General features: G+C 43.8%; 15 protein-coding genes. 8 read left to right on the top strand and 7 right to left on the bottom strand.

Annotated elements, in window-relative coordinates:
• Positions 1–53: 53 nt before the first annotated feature.
• Positions 54–2,132, bottom strand: a complete 2,079-nt coding sequence (locus JMA39_RS14455) for a M13 family metallopeptidase (RefSeq protein ID WP_202722564.1) — start codon at positions 2,130–2,132, stop codon at positions 54–56.
• 286 nt (positions 2,133–2,418) lie between these two features.
• The gene (locus tag JMA39_RS14450; protein WP_202722563.1) at positions 2,419–4,161 is read right to left on the bottom strand and encodes a DUF3859 domain-containing protein; all 1,743 of its coding nucleotides are present in this window, start codon (positions 4,159–4,161) and stop codon (positions 2,419–2,421) included.
• Between the two features lie 383 nt (positions 4,162–4,544).
• Between JMA39_RS14450 and JMA39_RS14445 the strand changes: the two genes are divergently transcribed.
• On the top strand, positions 4,545–5,054 hold the full coding sequence (locus JMA39_RS14445; RefSeq protein ID WP_202722562.1) for a hypothetical protein: 510 nt from the start codon (positions 4,545–4,547) through the stop codon (positions 5,052–5,054).
• Positions 5,055–5,299: 245 nt separating this feature from the next.
• Here JMA39_RS14445 and JMA39_RS14440 read toward each other — a convergent pair whose 3' ends face one another.
• Positions 5,300–6,352 (bottom strand): PEGA domain-containing protein, encoded by a 1,053-nt coding sequence (locus tag JMA39_RS14440; protein WP_202722561.1) that lies wholly within the window; start codon positions 6,350–6,352, stop codon positions 5,300–5,302.
• A gap of 2 nt (positions 6,353–6,354) precedes the next feature.
• The gene (locus tag JMA39_RS14435) at positions 6,355–7,842 is read right to left on the bottom strand and encodes a hypothetical protein (protein WP_202722560.1); all 1,488 of its coding nucleotides are present in this window, start codon (positions 7,840–7,842) and stop codon (positions 6,355–6,357) included.
• 727 nt (positions 7,843–8,569) lie between these two features.
• Between JMA39_RS14435 and JMA39_RS14430 the strand changes: the two genes are divergently transcribed.
• Positions 8,570–10,453 carry a beta strand repeat-containing protein gene (locus tag JMA39_RS14430; RefSeq protein WP_202722559.1) on the top strand — a complete coding sequence of 628 codons (1,884 nt, stop codon included), beginning with the start codon at positions 8,570–8,572 and terminating at the stop codon, positions 10,451–10,453.
• 86 nt (positions 10,454–10,539) lie between these two features.
• Here the strand turns inward: JMA39_RS14430 and JMA39_RS14425 are convergent, their stop codons facing one another.
• Entirely contained in the window at positions 10,540–10,782 is a 243-nt protein-coding gene (locus tag JMA39_RS14425; protein WP_202722558.1) for a YdcH family protein, read from the bottom strand.
• Between the two features lie 396 nt (positions 10,783–11,178).
• On the opposite strand from JMA39_RS14425, the gene JMA39_RS14420 reads away from it, so the two are divergent.
• The 3 genes from JMA39_RS14420 to JMA39_RS14410 all read left to right on the top strand — a co-directional run bounded on the left by JMA39_RS14420 (position 11,179) and on the right by JMA39_RS14410 (position 15,276).
• Positions 11,179–12,369, top strand: coding sequence for an alginate export family protein (locus JMA39_RS14420; RefSeq protein ID WP_202722557.1), 1,191 nt, complete (start codon positions 11,179–11,181; stop codon positions 12,367–12,369).
• Between the two features lie 258 nt (positions 12,370–12,627).
• On the top strand, positions 12,628–14,097 hold the full coding sequence (locus JMA39_RS14415; protein WP_202722556.1) for an MBL fold metallo-hydrolase RNA specificity domain-containing protein: 1,470 nt from the start codon (positions 12,628–12,630) through the stop codon (positions 14,095–14,097).
• Between the two features lie 159 nt (positions 14,098–14,256).
• Entirely contained in the window at positions 14,257–15,276 is a 1,020-nt protein-coding gene (locus JMA39_RS14410) for a hypothetical protein (RefSeq protein WP_244999901.1), read from the top strand.
• A gap of 27 nt (positions 15,277–15,303) precedes the next feature.
• On the opposite strand, the gene JMA39_RS14405 is transcribed toward JMA39_RS14410, so the two are convergent.
• On the bottom strand, positions 15,304–15,729 hold the full coding sequence (locus JMA39_RS14405) for a hypothetical protein (RefSeq protein ID WP_202722555.1): 426 nt from the start codon (positions 15,727–15,729) through the stop codon (positions 15,304–15,306).
• Positions 15,730–16,130: 401 nt separating this feature from the next.
• Here JMA39_RS14405 and glnD point away from each other — a divergent pair, with 401 nt between their 5' ends.
• Positions 16,131–18,704: a [protein-PII] uridylyltransferase gene (glnD, locus tag JMA39_RS14400; RefSeq protein ID WP_202722554.1), complete on the top strand. Its 2,574-nt coding sequence runs from the start codon at positions 16,131–16,133 to the stop codon at positions 18,702–18,704.
• Between the two features lie 57 nt (positions 18,705–18,761).
• Entirely contained in the window at positions 18,762–19,343 is a 582-nt protein-coding gene (locus JMA39_RS14395) for an HAD-IB family hydrolase (protein ID WP_244999902.1), read from the top strand.
• 120 nt (positions 19,344–19,463) lie between these two features.
• On the opposite strand, the gene JMA39_RS14390 is transcribed toward JMA39_RS14395, so the two are convergent.
• On the bottom strand, positions 19,464–21,002 hold the full coding sequence (locus JMA39_RS14390) for a glutamate synthase-related protein (RefSeq protein WP_202722552.1): 1,539 nt from the start codon (positions 21,000–21,002) through the stop codon (positions 19,464–19,466).
• Between the two features lie 291 nt (positions 21,003–21,293).
• Here JMA39_RS14390 and JMA39_RS14385 point away from each other — a divergent pair, with 291 nt between their 5' ends.
• A complete protein-coding gene (locus JMA39_RS14385; protein ID WP_202722551.1) occupies positions 21,294–21,749 on the top strand; it encodes a hypothetical protein in 456 nt (151 codons plus the stop codon).
• Positions 21,750–21,815: the final 66 nt, after the last annotated feature.

Here is a 21,815-nt window from a genome sequence, read left to right as displayed (position 1 = left end):
CAAGTGACTGGCATTATTTCTAGCTAATTTTAGCTTGTGTTCGCGCGAGCGTATTACCAGATGCGAACGCGCTGATCTTCTGGAAGGTACAGCTCGTCACCAGGTTTTACGTCAAATGCCTTGTACCAAGCATCGTGGTTACGTGGTGCCAGAGCGCGGTAACGACCCGGTGCATGAGTCCCTGCGCGTAGCTGGTTAAGCATGCTTTGCTCGGTACGTTTCTCTTTCCACACTTGTGCCCAAGCAAGGAAGAAACGCTGATCGCCGGTAACACCGTCAATCACAGGGGCTTCTTTACCGTTAAGGCTTAGCTTGTATGCGTGGTAAGCCATAGCAAGGCCACCCACATCACCGATGTTTTCGCCTAGGCTGTTGCGGCCGTTAACAAAGTTATCAGGAATAGGCTCATACTTGCTGTACTGGGCAGCAAGCTGATCGGCTTTAGCTTCAAATGCGGCGCGATCGGAGTCGGTCCACCAGTTACGCTGAATACCGTTAGCGTCAGACTTCGAGCCTTGGTCATCGAAACCGTGCCCCATTTCATGACCGATAACGGCACCAATACCGCCGTAATTTACCGCTGGGTCGGCATTCGGATCGAAAAATGGTGGTTGTAGAATCGCCGCTGGGAAAACAATCTCGTTAAACGAGCTGTTGTAGTAGGCGTTTACGCGCTGTGGGGTCATGCCCCAACGGTTACGGTCGGTCTTCTTAAGCTCTTTAGCAACGCTATCGGCATTAAAGAATTGACGCAGGTTTTGAATATTACCAACAAGGTTGTTGTTAGTGAGTTCGACACCATCAAACTCTTGCCATACATCAGGGTAACCAATTTTCGGGTTAAACGCCGCAAGCTTAGCGTGAGCATTAACTTTAGTTTCGGCGCCCATCCAGTCTAGAGCATCGATACGCTCACCCATTGCGGTACGTAGGTTTTCAACCAGTTCAGCCATCTGCTGCTTAGATGACTCTGGGAAGTAACGCGCGACATACACTTTACCGATAGCAAAACCGAGTGACTGAGTGCCAGACATTTCAGCAATTGCACGTTTCCAGCGAGGGCGTGGCTCTTGCTGACCACTTAAGGTCTTACCATAAAAGCCAAAGTTTGCTGCGTAGATATCTTCAGACAGTAAGCCAGCATTATTACTAACGGTATGGAAGGTCAGGTAGTCTTGCCAAACATTAAGTGGCTGTTTATTGACGAGGTCAATCATGGCTTTTACTGGCTCAGGCTGAGAGATGTTCAGCTGCGGCACTTGGTAGCCTGTCTCGGCAAAGTAAACGTCCCAATCAAAACCTGGGTACTCTTTTGCTAAATCAGTGCGCTTAATTTGGTTTAACGTGAGGTCGCGGTTACGACGCTTCTCACGTGGCCATTGACCTTCAGCCATCTTAGTCTCTAACGCTAAGATCGCTTCGGCGCGTGCTTGGCCATCTTTAATGCCGGCGAAGGCCAGCATTTCGGCAATATGATTGACGTAAGCTTCGCGAATTTTAACGAAGCGCTCGGCATCTTCTAGGTAGTATGAGCGAGCGGGTAGGCCTAAGCCGCCAGCACCGATAGACATCTCGTACTGATTTGGATCGAGGCGGTTAAACCACATGCCACCAGCGATAGGCGAGCTAGCGCCTGTTAGCCAAGCCTGTCCGAAGATCTTAGTCAAATCATCGGTATTTTTAACGGCTTTAATTTGGTCAAGAGTGTCTTGGATTGGGGTGATACCGAGTTTGTTAATGGTATCTGTGTCCATGTAAGACTGATAAAAGTCGGCGATTAACTGCTCTTCAGCATTTAGGTCGCTGCGACTGGCGATATCGTCGATGATCTCTTTAACCTGCTTTTCGCTTCGCTCAGCAAGACCTGTAAAGGCACCGAAGCGAGTCTTATCGGCAGGCATCACATAGTTGTCATACCAAGTACCACTGGCATACATAAAGAAGTCATCACCGGGTTTAACTGCTTCGTTACGGGCGCTTAAGTCAACGCCAAAGCTACCGAGTTCGGCTTTAGTATTCGCGGTTTTAGTGACTTCAGTTTTGGTTTCTTTAGTTTGAGTATTTACGTCTGATGTGCCACAGCCACCCAGAAAGGTCGTGGCTAAGGCAATAGCAATTAGGGACTTTTTCATTTTTATGCTTTCTTCCTTGTCAAAAGTTTTTATCGTTATTTAACGGATCTTATTATGATTTTTTTACAAACTTTTTATTATTGTTAACTAAGCTATCTTCTAGAATTGCCATAAAATGTCAACATTTGAATTGTTAATAAGTATTGTTGAACGAGGGGCTCAAGGCGTTTCGGTATCGAATTTTTAACTCGCTGAGCGCCCAAATTTTTATACTGATTGGTATCACTAATAAAAAGCCCGCGCGAGGCGGGCTTGAAAAGGAGATGCATTATAAACCGGTGAAATGCTATTGGCTTAAGCAGTGACCTACCTGTTGTGGGTTAAGTTCGGTCGTTTCAATGTATTGACTGCCCATACAGGCGATGTAATGACTAAAGAACTCTTTTAGTTGGTCATTCATTGGGATTTCAGAAAGTTGCTTGACGGTCGTTAGTGCATCTTTTAAACATTGTGATTTAAAAGGTTGCAGTTTAATCGAGCAACTATTGGCATCTTTAAAACCTAAGCAGTTTTGGTATTTATCTTGATTACAAAGGTAATACTCACCTTGAGTGACCAGTTTTTCTAGCGTTAGCCCTTGTTCAACGACTCTATTTTGCTGACTGCTTAGTTTAGGCTTTTCATCCATATTGACTAGCATGAAAGATTTTTTCGCCACAACAGTGTCGCGATAAAGGATCTCGAGTGTCCAGCGCCCAGTAACTAGCTCATGGGGCTCTCCGAAATACCACATGGCCAAATTACGGTCGTGCTTGAACATGGTGTCGGTCCAGCTTGAGGTGGTAAAGCCCTTTCCACTTCTAGGGTCGACTATCTCTGGGTGAGTCATACGCACCGTAATTGGAAATTGATTTTGATTGGCAAGGCTAGAATCGACTTTGCCTGACCTGTCTTTTGGCAGGCTAACCGCGTAACGAAAGCCGATATATTGCCCTAGGGTAGGCATCACTAGCTGGCTGGCTGATACATTGTATTGACTACCATTCTGAGTAATTGTGCCGCCTTCGACAATGCTCACTCGTGGTGACAACAAGTTAGAGATATTCTGCTTATTGAGGTTGTTATTGGCTATTGAAATCTGTGTGCCTTCTATTGATAGCACTTTAGGCTGATACTGCTCATTTAAGATCAGCTGCTGTAGTGGATTATTAAATGCGACGAGCTTTTCAAGCTGCTTGAATGAAGATATATCCAACTCTGTAATGCGGTTGTTATTGAGCTCCAGCTCCGTTAATGGTGCGCCATCGCTTAATTGAATGTCAGCAATCTGGTTGTAATCGGCTTTTACTTTAATTAGTTGCGGATTGTGGCTTAGATCTAAATGCTTGAGCTGGTTATTTCTGACTACAACGACTCTTAGTTCGGGGTTGTTATCAAGGTTAAGGCCGGTGAGTTGGTTACCTGACAAATGGAGGTGGTTTAGCTTTGGATTATTCGACAGGTCAATTTTTTTGAGGGTACCGACCGATAGATTTAGTGTCTGCAACTCTCTATTACCAGAAAGGTCAATATCGGTTAGTTGATGGCGACTTAAGCCTAGATCCCTGAGTTTTGGTTGTGCTGAAACATCGATGCTGCTCAGTGGCAATTTATAGGCGTAGAGACTCCTGAGTTTAGGGTTCGCACGAATATCCAGTGCATCGATGTTATTACCGGAAACATTGACCGCGATGAGCTGTGGGTTATTAGATAGATCGATATAGTTCAGTTGGTTATTGCCAATAATGAGGCGGTCTAGCTGTTCAAGCTCGCTGATATCGATGTCTGTGATTTTATTATCCAGTAACACCAATGCTGTCAATGCTGGCATGAAGCGTACCTCATCAACATTGGTTATTTGCTGGTTATTGCAGCTAAGTTCAGTGATCTGAACCAGCTCTTCTATTCCAGTTTGCTGTACGCATTTTGCAAAGAGCGGATCGGTGAATTTCAGCTCACTCACAAGCTTAGGAGCCGGGGAGAGTGCGCAGCCGCCTAGGGCCAATAGCGTTGAGCTTAGTAAGGCGATGGTTAACTTCGATGATCTCATTGAGTCCTTGTCCTTATATGCTTGTTATGATTGTAAGTAATCGTCACCTAACCAATTGGAGATATACTTATTTAGGCGGGGAAAATAGCATAAAGCCTATTCGAACTCATATAGGTATTTGTTAAGTTGCTTTAACTCTCCTTGATTGCTTTATATGTTAATTCGTTGAAGTTAATTTGCTAGAAGTGATTGTATAGAGAGGATTTAGTGTCAATTAATCGAACTTGTTTGAGCTTAATTTAGTTTAATATTTCCAATGTTGAGTTCTTGTATGATCTTTACTGCTTGTAATTGTACATTTTTTTATTTATGTGAGTTCGCCTCTTGATAAATACCTCTTTAGTGGTAGTATGCGCCAAAAAATTGACTAGCTCGGATATGGGATGAAATTATTTAGCTTACTTTTACTGATTGCACCTATGGCTGTATCTGCATCGACTCCTTTTGGAATTACCTGGGGAGAAGACATCGCTAAGTATGGGGAGGTGACTAAACGAGAGAGTTATTGTGAAGTTAAAACAGATCATTTGCCTAAAAATAATTCCATCGCTAAGTTGTATAAGCTAGTTCAAGAACCAGGTAAAGGTTTAGTGAAAGTGGTAATGAGGACCCATGATTACTCGGCTCACGGTGTTAGTTTCAAAACCGATTTTCATGAAATTAAAGATTCATTAATTGACAGTGGTTACCACACCTTAGCATTCTCACCAGGTGAGTTAAGCTCTTACCAATGTGTATTACAAGGGCTATGTAATGGTAAGCACTGGATGGCAGTTGATTCAACAGGGGTTACTGTTAGCTTGGAGCAAAAGATGGTAGGCCGTGACCATGCTTTTATCAATTTAGAGTTTGAAAGCAAAGATTATGTTGCTCTAGAAAACACGCACCTTTAGAGCCAGCAATCCAGCTTAATTTTGTGTTATTTCCCTTAGAAAATTAAAAAAGATGAGTGAAAGTGAATTGTGTTCACTTATCTATCCTTGCCAGCTTTTAGCTCGATTAGCTCAAAATTATGCCTGTTCTGACACTGGGGAAGATGGTTCCAGTTATTTTAAGCAGTTAACTCCTACTCCCAATGGTGTTAGGAGCACGGTTATGAGTCGCATTCTGACTGAGTCGTAATAATCTTGCTAAGATGTTACTGCAAGTATTTAGTCAGTATATTGTCTTTACCTGCAACAACGGTAATCTTACCGATTTCATATTGCCCTTTGTTACGTAGCAATAATTTGGCCTCATATTCCCCAGGTTTGAGCTTCATATTTAGGGTGACCTCGCGTCCCCGAATTCGGCTTCTATCCTTGTAACTATTTCCCTCTTTGTCCTTTAGTGTCAGCAAAATACGGTCACTTTGACGACTTTTCCAATTAAAAGTTAGCGCCACATCTACAGGCTTTAGCGGATCTATGCCTGTCGATGCGGTCGCTTTGGTATGAGTTAGCTGCTCTTGTTTGATAGTGGGTTGAGTTAATTGTTGAGGTTGCGGCTTCACAGCAATAACTGGCGCTACTTTTGGCGTCGGTTTCTGTGCCGTCTTGCTAGGGATTGGTTTCACTTTGTTGAGGCTAAGTTTGAAATGATTATTTTGCTTTTGTTTAATGTCTAGCGTGGCAGATTTTGCACTATAACCTTTAGCTGACACACTAACCTGATATTTTCCTTCGGGTATTTTCATGCCTTTATGGTACTTATCGGGATAACCTTTAATGGTGATCTGAGCGTTGCTGGGGCTAGTTTCTATCGTTAGCCTAGCAAACTGTAGATCCGCCTTGCTGCCTGTGACGGCTAATATTTTCAGGTAGTCAATGTTGGTGTCTTTTGAAACTGTAAGGCCACCGGCTTTAGTGCCTTTGGAGGAGGTGAGGCGGTACTTTCCTTTAAACAGTGTGTTGTGTTTAAACAAACGTCTTTTTGGACCTGCGGTATTGACTGGCTGTGCGTATAGCACCAAGTTATTTTGTATTTCAGGAATGGCTACACGGTAGCCCTTACCACTGGTCGCGCTATGCACTCTGTTAGATTGTATTAAGCTATACCAATACTTAAATGGGAAAATGCTGAAGACTTTATCTACGGTATATTCAATAGGCTGGCTAACGATTTGATCGGCAACCATGTCTTTAATATTAACTTTTTCAGCTTGAGCATTAGTGGCGAATAAAAAGCTGAGAATAATCAAAAGATACTTCATATTTATTCCCCTTCCGCCAGTACTTCGATAAAGCCAAAAACGGTTTCAGGATCAATAATCTCATTGAATAGATCTGAGTGCTCAGTAACCAGATCATATACGTCACCGATCATGCCATCGATGAAGACTGCGTTCTGGCTCAGAGCCTCCTCGATCACTTTGTCGATGACCTCATCTTTTACGGCATCTTTTCCTGAGCGGATCACCTTATCTAACAGATCTTTGTTCTTGTTAGAGATGTACTTCAGCTTATCTTGGATCTGTTGTTTGTTAACCGTGCTGGCTTCTGCTTGCAGGGCGATGGCACTTCCTTTGATAAAGGTTGGCATGATCTGCTTTGCGACAGCGATAGACACTTTTTCTTTATTACTACTGGATTTCTTGACCTGCTTGACTCCTTTGATAATGGAGAACATGCCCTCAGGGATGAAGGTCTTAGCATCGTTACAAGAGTTTGGTTTTTTGCTAAAAAATACGTTGATCACCTTCTCTTTGCCTTCGGTTTCAAGCCAGTGAGGGCTGTACTGGTACTGCAGCGGGCAGTTAACGGCTAAAGCAGCCTCGCTGGTGTAGCTAATGTAATTCTCGGCGGTCAGGTTGTTGAGTACATAAATGACTGACTCCGATAGTGACTTAGATAACTGACTTGAGTTGGGCAGCATGTAGTTTTGATTGAAAGGTGCACCATCGTTCATCCGTTTAGTTAACGCATTTTCAGAGGCATTCTCGGTGCTTACGCTAAATGCTAGGCTAGGATGAGATTCCGTGTTGTTATTGAAATAGTCAATTAAGGTCATGTAGACCGGAAGGGGGTGTTTTTCATAGAGTCGTTCGAAGAAGCGAACTTGAATTTTGTTGTAGAAGCGGGTGATAAGCTTAATGGTTTTCTTCGCTTTTCTACGTTTTATTGGCTGCAAGAAACGGATGGGCTGAGAAGCATTGATATAACTTAAGTAGCTTTCTAGATTGGGGTTTTCAATGGCATCGTAATAGGCATCGGAAGCGCTCAATGAATTATGCAGCTTATTGGTAAATAGCAACCAAATGAGTATTAACGCCAGCAGAGCAGCCTCATTAATGTAACTGTTTAGCCCATGCACCGTAGTATGTTCTAACCTAGGTGTTTTAAATTGCGCAAATATCTCGACGCTGGGTTCAAACTGGCTAAGATCTTGGTTGATATAGCCAAGGCGTTCATAGCGTGCATCTTGAAGTATGGGATGGATTTGAACTGCTGGATAGATGATTTCGTTCTGATACTTTAATGGTTTTACATGGTCATAAACGACGAATTCTGGCACACCGAAGGCTTTAACCACGAAGTAGAACAGTATGAAAATCGGTAGGCCAAACATGATGTGCTTGATGCTACGTTTGACTGATAAATGTTTTATGGCTTCTTTACCGGTAAAGCAGCAGGCAACGGCAATAGACCAAAAACTAATGAGAAAGAACCAATAAGTAACGATGCCCTTTAGCGAATCCTGCATGACATTAATCTTCCGTGAATCTAAATAGAGTTATGAATTGGAATGCAAATAGGGAAAAGTAATTGTGTAATACAATCAGTTAATCTGCATGTTATCGGTTTGATAAATATATTGATACTGATGATGCAATTCAATAGTTTCGTAGGTCAATTTGTACGTACTGGTAAATAATTAGATCTGGCGCACCTTATGTTTTGCTGATCATGAATGTTTGAGGCCAGAGGTCGAGATGGGGCATGAAAGATCCACCTTAAGTTTAGCAAGACGTTCAAAAACAGAGACTAATTTAGTTAACTGGTGAATGTCTATAATCGGCATCGAACCTTTACCCATCATGCTTGTGCGGAGTTTGCCGCCCCAAGTTTGCGCCGACCTTAATGGTAATAGGCATCTGTTCTTTGGTGCTCAAGACCAACTTCTTTGTATTCTTTAGTTTTGCAGTGGTTTAAGCATATTTAGTATTTAAGTCTATATCTGAGCGGGATTTTACGACTTTAGGCTAGTCTGGGTTAATACTTTGGAGGGATTCAGTTAGGCGCATCTCTAAGCATAATCTTTGGCACTATTCTGGTGGCTTCAATTATGAGTGTTGCTCAAATATGCATTCGTTAATCGCAAGCATTTCAGAATATTTTACTGGAGTTCTTGCGTAAAAATATTAACTCCATGCTGTGATGGGCTTGGCCTGTTACCTCATAATGCCAACTTAGGGAAAGGGTATAGGGATATGAAATACACTAAAATTGCGTTATTAGTTTCGTCGGTAATATTCGCATCGACTAGCGTTTACGCTGCAGATAGCCAAAATAATGAAGCGACGGTAAATCAAGCAGGTGATTCAAACCTGACTTATGTTTATCAAGCTAATGGCAGTGAGAATAATAAGGCGACAGTTGATCAAGATGGTTCCACGAACCAAGCCTCTGTTTCACAAACTGAAACGGCGAATACAACGGCTGATATCGATCAAGTTGGGCAAGGTAACTACGCAAATATTGAGCAAAATGATGAGATCAGTAGCTCAACAGCGACGATAGATACCACGGGTAGCTCCAATGTTGCTAGCATCAGACAGCAGCGTGGCACTCAAGAGGAAGCCAATGCGGTAATTACTCAAAATGGTGATGCTAATCACGCGATAATTTTCCAAGATAGCGCCGATGGTTCACTTTCAAGCATCACTCAAAATGGTTCTGGTGATACCGCTTTTATTAATAACTTATCGACGGATCACGCCAGTGCCACCATTACCCAAACTATTGGCGGCGGTAACAGTGCAACCATTCAACAAGCTGATGCTGACTATGCGAGCGCAGTACTTACTCAAACGGGCAGTGCAAATACTGGTGTGATAGACCAGTTCACCAATGCCGATGAGTTTTACGATGATTCAGATTCTACAAGTGCTACTCTTAATCAAAATGGTGCGGGCAACTATGGTTATATTAGCCAAACAGCGATGCAAACAACGGCTAATGTAGAGCAAATTGGCGATGCAAACATTGCAAGCGTTAGCCAAGCAGGCGAAGAGGCCATTGCTAACCTTGCGCAAACAGGTAATAACAACCAAGGCTATATCAATCAGCAAGCTAAAGACAGTGTCACCGCGACTCAAACGGGCAATGGTAACAGCCTTTTTGCTAACCAAGTGGGTTCAGAACATTTAGGTAATACTCTAAGCACGGGTCAAAATGGTAACCTCAACAGCATCTACGTAAATCAAACCGCTGATGTGGGGGCTTCACAGTCTGCGACAATTGAGCAAATCGGTAATGAAAACCAGGCTAGTGTGAATCAGTCAGGTGCAGGTCAAAGCGCTAGCATTACTCAAGCAAGTGATTTAAGTGTTGTATCGTTAAGCCAGCAAGAACAAGGTAACAGCGCTGTTGTAAACCAAACTGGCACAGCTCAAACGGCAATCATTGCCCAATTCGATGAATCTAACACTGCAAGTGTGCTTCAAGGCGGTGCGAATAACCAACTTACATTGACTCAAAGTGGCAGCACTACGGGTAAGGGTAATGGAGCGACAATAAGCCAGCAGGGTAACGGCGATTCAGCCATCATTACTCAAGTGGGTGAAAGTAACCATGCTTTAGTTGAACAAGCAGATGATAGCTATGGAAACAGCATTAGCATTAACCAAAATGGTCTAGGTAACTTTGCTGCAGCAGGCACGCGCTTCGGTAGCGGTAGCCAGATCAGCATTGACCAGCAAGGTACAGATAACGTCATCATAGGTGGTGGTAATACACCAAGTGGTTATGGTGACACTGTGGGTGCAGGAACTTGGGGCAGAGATAACATATTGATGGTTTCCCAAGACGGTACAGGTAACCGTGTTTATGCTGATGCGGCGCATGATCAGTCGGTAGTTGATATCTCACAAAACGGTGAATTCAACGAAGCTTCAGTTGAGTCTTGGTGGGGCGCTGAAAACGAGATTACTGTTGCACAAAGTGGTGAGTTCCAAGCGGCTGATGTTTATGTTTATGGTGGTGTGGGCAACCATGTTTCTGTGACCCAGTATGAAGCGCATAATACTGCGACAGTGACTTCAGTAGGAAGCCATAATAGTGCGACAATCATCCAAGGCAGCATGCCTCAGTAACGATATCGCTAGACTAAAAAAGGGAGCTTAGGCTCCCTTTTTATTATCGACTAACGCTCGCCGTTTATTGACTTGGTATGTGCTGCTTAGGTATTTGTGCTGAGACGATGAAACAGTGAGTCTTTTAGCTCTGCTCGATCGAGTTTTAATTGATGCATGGCGGTGTCATCAATTGGTGCGCCCTTTAATTCAAGTTCGCGGATCTCTTTATCCAGCGTGTTATAACGTTTGGTATCCTGTGCAAAAGTGTCATCACTTTGGCATAGCTTAACAATAGTATCTTGGTACTCAGGAAACTCATGCATAATTGAATGGTTTTCACCTAACATATTAACCCCTAAATAGTTAATGAACAGTATTGTTGCTAGGTAAGTAAAGCTAATTGCATGGGGAATTACAAGGTGTTGAGGCCCAGTTTAATACTCATTTTTTAATGTCTCGTTAACCCATACTAGCCTAGCGTTGAATTTTGCATAGCAAACAGCCCTTAGAATAGTCCACTGAAAAAACTCTTAATCGCAAACTTTTTAAGTAATTAAATCATTAGATAAACAAGGTGGTACCTATTTATAGGTATTACTAAATTAGTATCTAATGATGATCTATATCACAAATTTGGTAACCAGCTTGTAATCGCTATGTAACATTGTTTTAGATCAAAAAGTTAAAACTGTTTCATCAATATAACTACGCATGAGAATGATGAAACAAAAGGATTACAATAAATGAAAGTCCATGCCCTTACTTTAGCTGTACTCGCAAGCTTAGCTTCAACTGCTGCAACTGCAGAAACAGTTGATCCACTTAAGAAAGCCTTTATTGATGATTCTGCTGTGAAAGTGCAGTTCCGTCTTCGCTATGAAGATGTGGATGTGGCTAATGTCGATCAGCAAAATCAAACTACATTACGCACACGCTTAAATTACCAAACTGGCGATATCTATAACCTATACGCAGTTGCTGAGATTGATGATGTGCGTTCATCTAAGAATGAGCCATTGATTGGTGATTATAAGTATACTCAAATAAATCAGGGCTATATTGGTTATAAAGGCCCTGCAGAAACATTAGCCTTGCTTGGTCGTCAGCGTATTTTACTTGATAACCAGCGTTTTGTTGGTGGTGTCGGCTTCCGTCAAAATGAACAGACCTATGACGCTGTGTCTGTTAAGAATACCGCTGTTGAAGGTTTAACGGCATTTTACGCTTATGTCGCGAATGTGAACCGTATCTTCCCTGAAGGTTCAGGCAAAGAAGAGAATGAAAGCAAGACTAATTTAGTCAACATCAATTACAAGGCGCTAGATTTCGCTAAGATCTCAGGCTATGCATATTTGATTGATAATGTTGATGTTGCTGCTTTCTCTACCGACACTTACGGTATTCGTGCAACTGGTGATATTAAGCTTGACGCTCTAAAACTAAGCTACCAAGCTGAATTTGCTCAGCAATCAGAAGCTGCTAATAACCCTGAGACTTATAGCGCCTCTTATTACCACCTTGGGGCTGGTATTAACTTTGATGCTTTTGGCGCAAAAGTAGGTTACGAAGTACTGGGCTCTGATGACGGTAAAGCTGGCTTTATTACACCGCTAGCGACACTACATGCCTTTAACGGTTGGACCGATAAGTTCCTATTTGGCGGTAAAGGTAACTGGGAAAATGGCCTAGTTGACGCGAGCTTTACTTTGACTGCAAAGCTTGCAGGACTAAAGTTACTAGCTAAATACCACAAGTTTGATTCTGACTATGGCGATATCGACATGGGTAAAGAGTGGGGCGTTTCTGCTACCTATCCATTCGCTAAGTATTACAGCGTAGGTGTTAAGTACGCCAGCTTTAGTGGTGCAGATGCTGGCTACGGTTTCTCCAATGATACAGATAAATTGTGGGTAACACTGCAAGCTAAATATTAAGTAAAACTAGGCATAAAGCCTAACAGAGTCGCATTGAGCCCACACTTGGGCTCACCTCTAAGCTCCCATTTTATAAGCAGGATAATTATGTTATTCCTGCTTTTTTTATGTCGCCACGTTATCGGTAAGATATTTTTACACTTCAACTAGTCGGAATCAATTTCAGGGTATATCTTTTAAGCATAAGCACCAGAGATGACTCAACCTTTATTAACACTATAGTAAAGGGGATTAAGGTGCCTTTTAAGGAAGATTGCGATGCAGATGACTCTCTCTTTTCTCGGCGCGGCACAAGAGGTGACTGGTTCTTGTCATCTACTCAATATTGATGGATGCCAAGTACTGCTCGACTGCGGTCTGATCCAAGGCAGTAAGGCCGATGTGTTGCGCAACCATGAGCCCTTTTTCTTCACTCCATCTCAGATCCATGCTGTGGTACTGAGTCACGCCCATATCGATCATTCAGGTCGGCTACCTTTGTTGGTTAAATCAGGATTTACGGGGCCCATCTATAGTCAGAAGGCCACCGTTGAGCTTTGTGGTGTGATGCTAAAAGATGCAGCTATGTTGCAGGCTCGAGATACTGAAAGACTTAACAAGAAACGGGCAAAGAATGACTTACCTTTGCTAGAACCACTCTTTGATGAAGCCGATGTTGATCGCGTAATGCAGCAATTTGTGGCGCTTGATTATGGTGAGAGGACGCAAGTTACCTCCCAGCTTAAAGTCTGTTTATCCGATGCGGGGCATATTCTAGGTTCAGCTGTAGTTGAGCTGTGGCTGGGACAAGGAGCTGATAGTAAAAAGCTGGTTTTTAGTGGCGATCTAGGCCGAGAGGGGATGCCGATTCTCGATGACCCCACGCTAATCGATAAGGCCGATCTGGTGCTGATGGAGAGCACCTATGGCGACAGGTTGCACCGTAGTTGGGATGACACCTTAGAAGAGCTCAAATCGATATTTGCCCGCACCATTGAGCAGAGTCGAGGCAATATTTTACTGCCCGCATTTTCCGTTGGTAGAGCGCAGGAGCTGCTGTATCTATTTCACCTCCATGCCAAGGAGTGGGATCTTTCTCGCTGGCGGATCTGCCTAGATAGCCCTATGGCAATTCGGGCGACACAGATCTATGTAGAAAACTATAGCCTAATGGATGAAGATTTTAAGCGTTTTACTCGTATGTCACCGGGTAAGCACCCGCTACTGTCAAATGTTGATTTTATCGATACCACTGAGGAGTCGATGGAGCTGAATCATATTCACCAAGGCTTGATCGTTATTGCTGGTAGTGGCATGTGTAATGGAGGTCGTATTCGCTGCCATTTAGAACATAACTTAGCCAACCCGTTATCGGATGTGATTATTTGTGGTTATCAGGCTCAGGGTACTCCTGGGCGACTCTTGGTCGATGGCGCTAAAAGCTTAACCATCAGTGGCGAAAGCGTTAATGTTGCTGCTAGGTTGCATACAGTCGGAGGGTTGTCGGCTCATGCGGATCAAGCTGAGTTGTTGCACTGGTATCGACATTTTAATGACTCCCCACCAGTGATCTTAGTGCATGGAGAGGTTGAGGCGCAGAAAGTGTTGTTAGCACAGTTGAATGCTGATCCTAGCTTAGCACCGAGTCAGAGTGTGATAGCCGAGCAAGGAGACTGCTTAGATCTTACTCAACTACCTCAGTTTGTCTGGTCGCCGAACTCTATCGATAGTCAGACTCTAGAAGAATGACGCTAGGCGAGTGAACCGCAAGATGTAAAATTGATGTAATGGATGGTACTATCTCGATACATTAATGTCATATGTTGAGTGCATCGCTTGTCACCTAAGTGGTTGTTATTTACTGTTTTAGCTTTAAACCTTGCTCCAGCATATGGGGAGGATACTCCTGTGCGTGCTCCTAAAGAAGCGAGGAGCGCAGAGGTTAAGCCTGAAGTGCACTCCACTGTTGATGCTCAACCTGAAAAGACTAAGTCTGCAGAAGTTAGGCTGACTGAAACTAAGAATATTGAAGTTAAATCAGCAGCAGTAGAAGCCAAGCTAACACCAGAAGATGATCCCTGTTATAGCCAGTCACAGATGGAAGGAGCGATAGATAAAGCATTCGATTACCTCAACACTAAATTCTGTCAGCCCGCCATCTGGTTCGATAGCTTTTTTGTAGATGAGCGAGTCGAAGAGGATGCCAGAGCAGGCACCATTGTGCGCTGGTATAACGACTTTGCTTATTACGAAAAAGAGGGGTTCAAATACCGAGCGAATCTCAATGCCAGATTAAATTTACCTGGCGTAACCAAGCGCTTAAAGTTTATTTTAGACTCGACAGGGGAGGATGATCCGTTCGCCTTTATTAGATCACCAGATGACAATAATGAACGAGATATCGGTCTTAGATATGATTGGTACGCCAAAGATCGTGTCAGTTTCAATATTAAGGCGAATTTCAAGCCTAAGGTCGAAGCGAGATGGCGTTACACTTATCCTCTTTCAGAGAGTACAGTGACTCGATTGACTCAAAAGCTGTATCAAGAGAAGAAGGTTACGGGTGAGTCAACCGAGTTTGATATTGAGCATGCCTTTAACGAGACATTTGTTGGTCGTTGGAGCGCGGTGGCGCAATATGAGAATCGAGACAATGGTTGGGAGTTTGGCTCTAGCGTTAAAGTCTATCAATACATCAATAACAAGCAGGCGCTGAGCTATCAGGCGAGCATCTATGGCGTCGATGAACCCTATCATTACGTTAAGAATGCCAGTGTCAGTATGACCTACAGACAAAATTTTGCTAGGAACTGGTTATTCTTTGCAATTACGCCTGAATACAATTGGAGTAAAGAGGATGAATTTTCCGAGCGGGTTAATCAGTTTGTCCTTACCTTTACCATTGAGATGCTGTTTCAGAATGTCTAGTTAAACATTAGCCAAGAATGAATGAGCTTAGCTAAGCTCATCTGTAGGAATATTGGTATCTAGAATAGGACTGTCTAGGCTTTCATTTGCCACTTGTTGCTTGGGTGCTTCAGCAATAAGCTCTGCCAGAATAATCAAACTATCCGTGTAAGAAAAGCCATAACCGTAGCCCCCCTCGGTTGTAACCCCATTGCCGAGTAGGTGTGGATCGCTGAAGTGGTCTTTAAAGGCAAAGTCCCCAGAGGTCACTGGCGTTATCTGTACCACCTTATAACCGTCTTGGTTTAGCGTTTCGAGTGCCTGCTGCAGGTCTGCATTGAGTCTATCACTATCAATCTTGCAGGTGGAGTATTCAAAGTCTGAGGTTTTTGGCTTAGCTGCCCACATCTCTTCGCGCATATCCGTTTTAATCTTGGCGAAATAACTCTTAACCAGCACAATTTTTTGCTTCATTGGGGCGACCTTTACCTTATCGCTAATTTATTTACAGTTTATAGGTATCTATGGCTCCAGAGAGTACCCTATCAAAGGCTGCAGGTAAATGTTGTTAATGGTGCCTATTCAATGGGTTTCGTTATCAATGTCGATAGTTTTTTTAACGTTTTAAAGGGCTGGAGTTGATTGCAATTTAAGCGGTTATTTACAGGTAAACCTTGTGTTGATTCAGGCTTTTGAACAGGCTTTATTTCGTGTTTTGTTGAAAAAAAGTCTTGTAATTGTTATTGTTTTGCGGTTGAAGCTCCAGTTCGAATCATCTTTTAGGCGGCTAAGTTTAGTCACTAGCCATTAAATATGAGTGAGTCGTAAGCTAGTGTGAACTTGTTGTTTAGCGATATAGGAAAAGAGCCCTTATTATGTCTAATGCATTGGATCTGAACTCCATCTCGGAGTTAAAGCTCCATATAAAAACCTTTGATGAAAAGCTTAACGAGCAGTTTTTAACCCTGCCAGTGCAGTCTTTGCTGAAAAGGCGGGCGAAGCATATAGACGAGATGTTGGTATCACTGTGGAAGATGTACCATCTGCATAATACCTCAATGTCACTCAATGCGGTGGGAGGATATGGTCGAAGGGCACTACACCCTAGGTCGGATATCGATTTAGCCATTATTGTCGAACAAGAGTTAACCCCGCAACAGCAAGAACAATTATCCCTCTTTCTCACCCGCCTCTGGGATTTTGGTTTAGACATTGGTCAAACCGTAAGAACACTTTCTGAATCTATAGCGTCTGCAAAATCAGATATTACCATCGCGACAAATCTGCTCGATATTCGCTGTTTAGTGGGTTCCAAGAAACATGCGCAATCCATTAAAGAGCAGCTCTATCAAGATGAGTTGTGGACCAGTTTGTCCTTCTACGACGCTAAAATGGATGAGCAGCTGCAACGACATAACAAAGCACAAAATACTGCGCTGTATTTAGAACCTAACTTAAAGAACAATCCTGGTGGTCTGCGCGACGTACACACTATCATGTGGATTGCACAGAAACACTTTTCATTAGCCAATGCCAACGCATTAAAAACAATTGGCTTTTTACAGCAAGACGAAGTCTATGAGCTGCTAGAGGCCTATGACTTTATCTGTCGAGTTCGGTGGGCTCTGCACTGTGTAACTCAGTCTGCGCAAGATGTACTGCTATTTGAGCATCAGGCGGCTGTGGCCGAATTTATGCATTTTGGCCAAGGTGACAATAGTCAGCTCGCCATTGAGCGTATGATGCGCCAGTTATTTAGGGCTATGACCCGAGTGCGAGAGCTAAACCAGATCATCTGTGACTCTTTTAGGCTCGACACCTTAAATGAAACTGAGCGCAGCAACCTCGACTCAATCGATAAATACTTCAGTGTCTGCAATGGACTCATTGAGGTGAAATTTACTCAGGCCTTCATCGACAAACGCCAAGTCATGCGGATGTTTAAACTGCTTGCCGAGAATGACAATATCGAAGGCATAGCGCCGAAAACTCTGCGACTGCTCAGGCAAACTAGGCGTGGTTTACTCGGTGAGCTTCAGGATTATCAAGGGTGCCGAGAAGAATTTTTAGCCATCTTGTCTCACCCAAAGGGTTTGCGAAAGTGCTTGGGGCTGATGCATAGATACGGCGTGTTAGCGGCCTACTGCTCACAGTGGCATGCCATCGAAGGGCAGATGCAGTTTGATATGCATAACGCCTTTACCGTGGATGAGCATACCTTTAAGGCGATTCAATATATCGACAGTTTCGCGCTCAACAAGAAGAACAGCCTTACCTATACGATTTATCAAAATATCAGTAATCGCTTTGCCTTAGTGTTTGCAACCCTGTGTCACCATCTCTCAGGTAAGCAAACCATAGAAAACAGTGAGCTGAGCGCCATTCAAGCAAAAGAGCTAGCGGAAGAGCACTTGCTAAAGGGCTCTACGACTTCGCTTATCTATTGGTTAGTTGCAAACCAAAACCTGTTGATCAGTGCGATTCAGACCCAAGATATTAGTGAGCCGGATGTGATTAAACATCTCGCTAAAAGCGTAGGCTCACAAGATAAGCTTAATGCGCTGTTCCTATTTACCATCGCGGATATGATGGCAACCAACGAGAGTTACTGGAACGATTGGCAGGAGAGCCAGTTGACGCTCTTGTATATGGCGATCCGTGATGCATTAAAGCAAGGGATTGAAAATATATTCGAGGTTCGCACCGTTATTCGTGAAAACCAGGCCGATGCTAAACCTCTATTGCTGCAACAAGGGATAGATGAAACGCGGCTGAGCGCCTTTTGGCATACTCTACCGAATAACTTCTTTAGTAGTAACTCGGTAGCGGATATCGTTGAGATCACTCAGCATATTCTCACCACTGAGCCGGGGACAACCCGAGTGTTTGCAGGCCAGAACAGTGACCATGGCTTTACCAGTCTCTTTGTCTATACCCAAGACAGAGCCAAGTTATTTGTGGATCTGTTTAAGACCTTAGCTAGCTCAAAACTTAAGGTGAAAGATGCACAGATGATGCAGACTAAAGATGGTCGAGTATTGGAGATCATCAAGGTGCTGGATCATAAGGATGAACCCATTGATGATGAACCGCGTATTGAGCAGATCATCAAACGAATTTTCCGTGCAATTGAGCGACGCGAGAGGCCGAGAAAGTTGATGACGCCAAGAGCATTAAAAAACTTCGATAGCCCACCCGTGGTCACCGTGCTGCATACGACCAAGAAAAACCGTGCCTTACTCAAGGTGAACAGCCTAGATGACCCTATCTATCTAGAGCAGATCTGTAATTTATTGTCTGAGCGTAATCTGGTTATTCACTCCGCAAAAATCAGTACCCTAGGTGAATGTACCGAGAATGTATTTATGGTCTCGAACGCCGAGAAAACGGTCTTTGGTCATGACGAGCAATTAAAGCTGGTGGATATTATCGAGGAGGAGATCGCCTAAAAGCTGTTAGAATAGCTCGCTATTGTATTGGCTGCTTAGGAGATAGGCTTGAAGCTAGTGTTGTTTGATTTTGATGGCACCTTGACCCATCAAGATATGTTTACCAAGTTTATCCTCTATTCGGCAACGCCACTTCGCCTCTTACTTGGCATAGTGTTTATGTCGCCGCTCTATCTACTTTATAAATTAGGGGTTATCCCCGCGCGAAAGCTGAGGCCATTTGTGAGTTTTTTTGCCTTCGTTGGGCGCAGTGAACAAAAGGTCACCGCGATAGGTGAAGCTTATGCTCGCTATGTTATTCCTTCCTGTTTAAGAGTCGACATGCTGCAAACCCTAAAACAGCATCAAGCCGATGGCGCGACCATAGTGTTGGTTTCGGCCTCGTTGGATCTATACCTTAAACCTTGGTGTCAGATGATGGGCATTTCACTCATCTGCAGTGAGATGGCAATTGACGGCAATCGCTATAGCGGTTATTACAGCACTGGAGACTGTAGCTGTGAGGCAAAGGCCTATAAGGTATCACAGGAGTTTGATTTAAGTCGTTATAGCCAGATCTACGCCTACGGTGATACCAAAGAAGATCTTGCCATGTTAGCGCTGGCCGATAAAGCCTTTATGGGAGGAATAGCGCAATAAAGGTTTGTATCTATTCACTCTTAAATAAAAAAGCCCTGATGCTTTCCTCAGGGCTTTTTTAAACCTAATGTATTAACCGTTTATCATGTTTCTAAAGATTGGTTAGCACTCAGTGGACGACTAAGGCGCCATGAAGCCGGAATACTTAACCCCTGTTAAGCGTGCCATCTCAATGTGCCAGGTGGCTAAATCATCTTTATTAAACTGGCACAAATCGTTGTGACCACAAGCACGGGCCATCACTTGCATCAGTTGAACTGACGCTTCAAAAAAGTTCTGTAACTGTTTGGCTGATTTATCAATGTTAAGCCTTTTTCGAAGCTGCGGATCTTGAGTGGCGATGCCTGCAGGACAGTTGTTAGTATTACATATACGCGCGGCAACACAGCCAATGGATTGGATTGCGCTATTCGATATTGCAACTCCGTCTGCACCTAAGGCTAGCGCTTTAACAAAGTCGATAGGAGTGCGTATTCCTCCCGTCGCGATTAGCGTTACTCGACCACTCTCACCTTGCTGCTCAAGATACCGCCTTGCTCTAGCAATCGCTGGAATGGTAGGAACGCTGATATGGTTGCGAAAAATTTCAGGTGCAGCGCCCGTGCTACCACCTCGGCCGTCCAGTATGATGTAATCGGCACTGGCGTCGAGGGCGAACTGAATATCGCGTTCGATATGATTCGCACTGAGTTTAAAGCCTATGGGGATCCCCCCCGAAACCTCTCGGACTCTATCGGCAAAACGCTTAAAGTCGGCGCTACTGTTTAGGTCTATAAAAGTAGGAGGAGAGATGGCATCTGTGCCCTCTGGTAAGCCACGAACTTCAGATATTTTACCCACATTCTTGCTCGCGGGTAGATGACCGCCAGTACCTGTTTTAGCCCCTTGTCCGCCTTTAAAATGAAAACTTTGCACTTGGTTAAGTAAGGCCTCTTTATAGCCAAACTTTGCACTAGCAAGTTCATAGAAGTAACGAGAGTTTTCGGCTTTCTCTTCTATTAGCATGCCTCCCTCGCCAGAGCAGATCCCGGTACCTGCAAGTTCGGCACCACGGGCGAGCGCGATTTTGGCTTCCTCTGATAGGGAGCCGTAACTCATATCCGAAACGAACAGTGGAATTGCTAACTTAAGTGGCTTTCTTGCTTGTGGGCCTATGATTAACTCGGTGGCTACCTTGGCATCTTCCATTAACGGTTTGGTTGCCATTTGCGCCACCATCAATTGTAAATCATCCCAGTGTGGTAGCTCGTTACGCGGAACGCCCATCGCCGTCATCGGGCCGTGATGACCCACTTTAGATAAACCCTCTCGCGCCAGTTGATGGATATACTCGAGGGTTGGCTCTGCTGCTGTATTTTTAGCTTGAGGAGTGGTATCGGCGGCTAGGGCAGCCTCTGGAGCTTGCTTGCCAACATCCACTTGAGAAAACTGTTCATGTGAGCCATCACAAAAAGGTTGGTTTGCACTGTGTTTACACTGACACAGGTAGGCATCTTCACTTTTGTCGGCAGTAAATGCCAGAGGTGTAAACTCAGTACCTGCATGGGAACCATCACAAAATGGCTGGCTTTTCGAGCGGCCGCAGCGACAATAATAATACTCTTTACCCTTTTCTAGGCTGACTTTTATGGGTTTATTATCGGCAATGATAGGTTTCATGTTTCTCCCCTCTTAAGATGGGCTCGCTATAAGTTCTTTGCAGGCATCAGCTTAAAGCATAGTCATAAATTAATATTGATGGAGACCCTTGCTTAAGCATTTTTGTATGCGAGTGGCTAGTCGCGTGCTTTATCGATAAAGATGATAGTTACTTTAGTAATCTTGAATGTTTGACGTTTGCAGGTTAAGTTTTGAGCGTTATTTTTTTGGGAAATCTTTCAATGAGTGAGTTTAATGGTTAGCTTGACGACTTATGTCATGAGAAAGAGGCATGTGTAAAGAGGTCATAAAATGGGTCTGTTAAAAAAGGTATGTGTGCTTATCTGTATCATCTTCTCCTCAATGTTAAACGCACAAACACCAGATGGGCCGCCATCGAAGGGTGCTAAGGAACAGTCCGGTGCTATAGGCACCTTTACTTTTAAACCTACTGATTGGGTTGCAGGGGAAACCACTTGGTGGAAAGACACTGACGGTGTCGCTCCCGGTATTGCTGGCTGTCATTTGGCGACTGATGAGGAGGGGAGTTTTAATGGCAGGAGTTTTGGTGAAGCCTGTTTAGCAAATGGTTTGCTGGTGGAGTCTAACCCGGGTAAAGGCGTGTTGCACTCTCATAGAGATGATACTGGGCATCCGGACATTTTCGACTGCAATGCTTGGTGTATGGGTAAGGGCAGTAGCAGTGGCGAGTGTGTTGTTGCCAAGGTAGAACCGTGTGGAGCATCTGCTAGGTGTCAATGCCAATAGATGTTGTCATTGGCTAATTTTAGAGCATCAACTTTTCCCACCTTACATTGTTTAAAAAGTTATTTA

The sequence above is a fragment of the Shewanella schlegeliana genome (assembly GCF_016765635.1).
Taxonomy (GTDB): Bacteria; Pseudomonadota; Gammaproteobacteria; order Enterobacterales; family Shewanellaceae; genus Shewanella; species Shewanella schlegeliana.
Note: the sequence above shows the minus strand (reverse complement) of the source record. Positions and strands in the feature narration are given on the sequence as shown.

Bases quoted from the DNA above. Each gene is read 5' to 3' on its own strand.
- JMA39_RS14425 (WP_202722558.1), bottom strand. From the start codon at position 10,782: ATGTTAGGTGAAAACCATTCAATTATGCATGAGTTTCCTGAGTACCAA.
- JMA39_RS14390 (WP_202722552.1), bottom strand. From the start codon at position 21,002: ATGAAACCTATCATTGCCGATAATAAACCCATAAAAGTCAGCCTAGAA.
- JMA39_RS14455 (WP_202722564.1), bottom strand. From the start codon at position 2,132: ATGAAAAAGTCCCTAATTGCTATTGCCTTAGCCACGACCTTTCTGGGT.
- JMA39_RS14430 (WP_202722559.1), top strand. From the start codon at position 8,570: ATGAAATACACTAAAATTGCGTTATTAGTTTCGTCGGTAATATTCGCA.
- JMA39_RS14405 (WP_202722555.1), bottom strand. From the start codon at position 15,729: ATGAAGCAAAAAATTGTGCTGGTTAAGAGTTATTTCGCCAAGATTAAA.
- JMA39_RS14415 (WP_202722556.1), top strand. From the start codon at position 12,628: ATGCAGATGACTCTCTCTTTTCTCGGCGCGGCACAAGAGGTGACTGGT.
- JMA39_RS14385 (WP_202722551.1), top strand. From the start codon at position 21,294: ATGGGTCTGTTAAAAAAGGTATGTGTGCTTATCTGTATCATCTTCTCC.
- JMA39_RS14420 (WP_202722557.1), top strand. From the start codon at position 11,179: ATGAAAGTCCATGCCCTTACTTTAGCTGTACTCGCAAGCTTAGCTTCA.
- glnD (WP_202722554.1), top strand. From the start codon at position 16,131: ATGTCTAATGCATTGGATCTGAACTCCATCTCGGAGTTAAAGCTCCAT.
- JMA39_RS14435 (WP_202722560.1), bottom strand. From the start codon at position 7,842: ATGCAGGATTCGCTAAAGGGCATCGTTACTTATTGGTTCTTTCTCATT.
- JMA39_RS14450 (WP_202722563.1), bottom strand. From the start codon at position 4,161: ATGAGATCATCGAAGTTAACCATCGCCTTACTAAGCTCAACGCTATTG.
- JMA39_RS14445 (WP_202722562.1), top strand. From the start codon at position 4,545: ATGAAATTATTTAGCTTACTTTTACTGATTGCACCTATGGCTGTATCT.
- JMA39_RS14440 (WP_202722561.1), bottom strand. From the start codon at position 6,352: ATGAAGTATCTTTTGATTATTCTCAGCTTTTTATTCGCCACTAATGCT.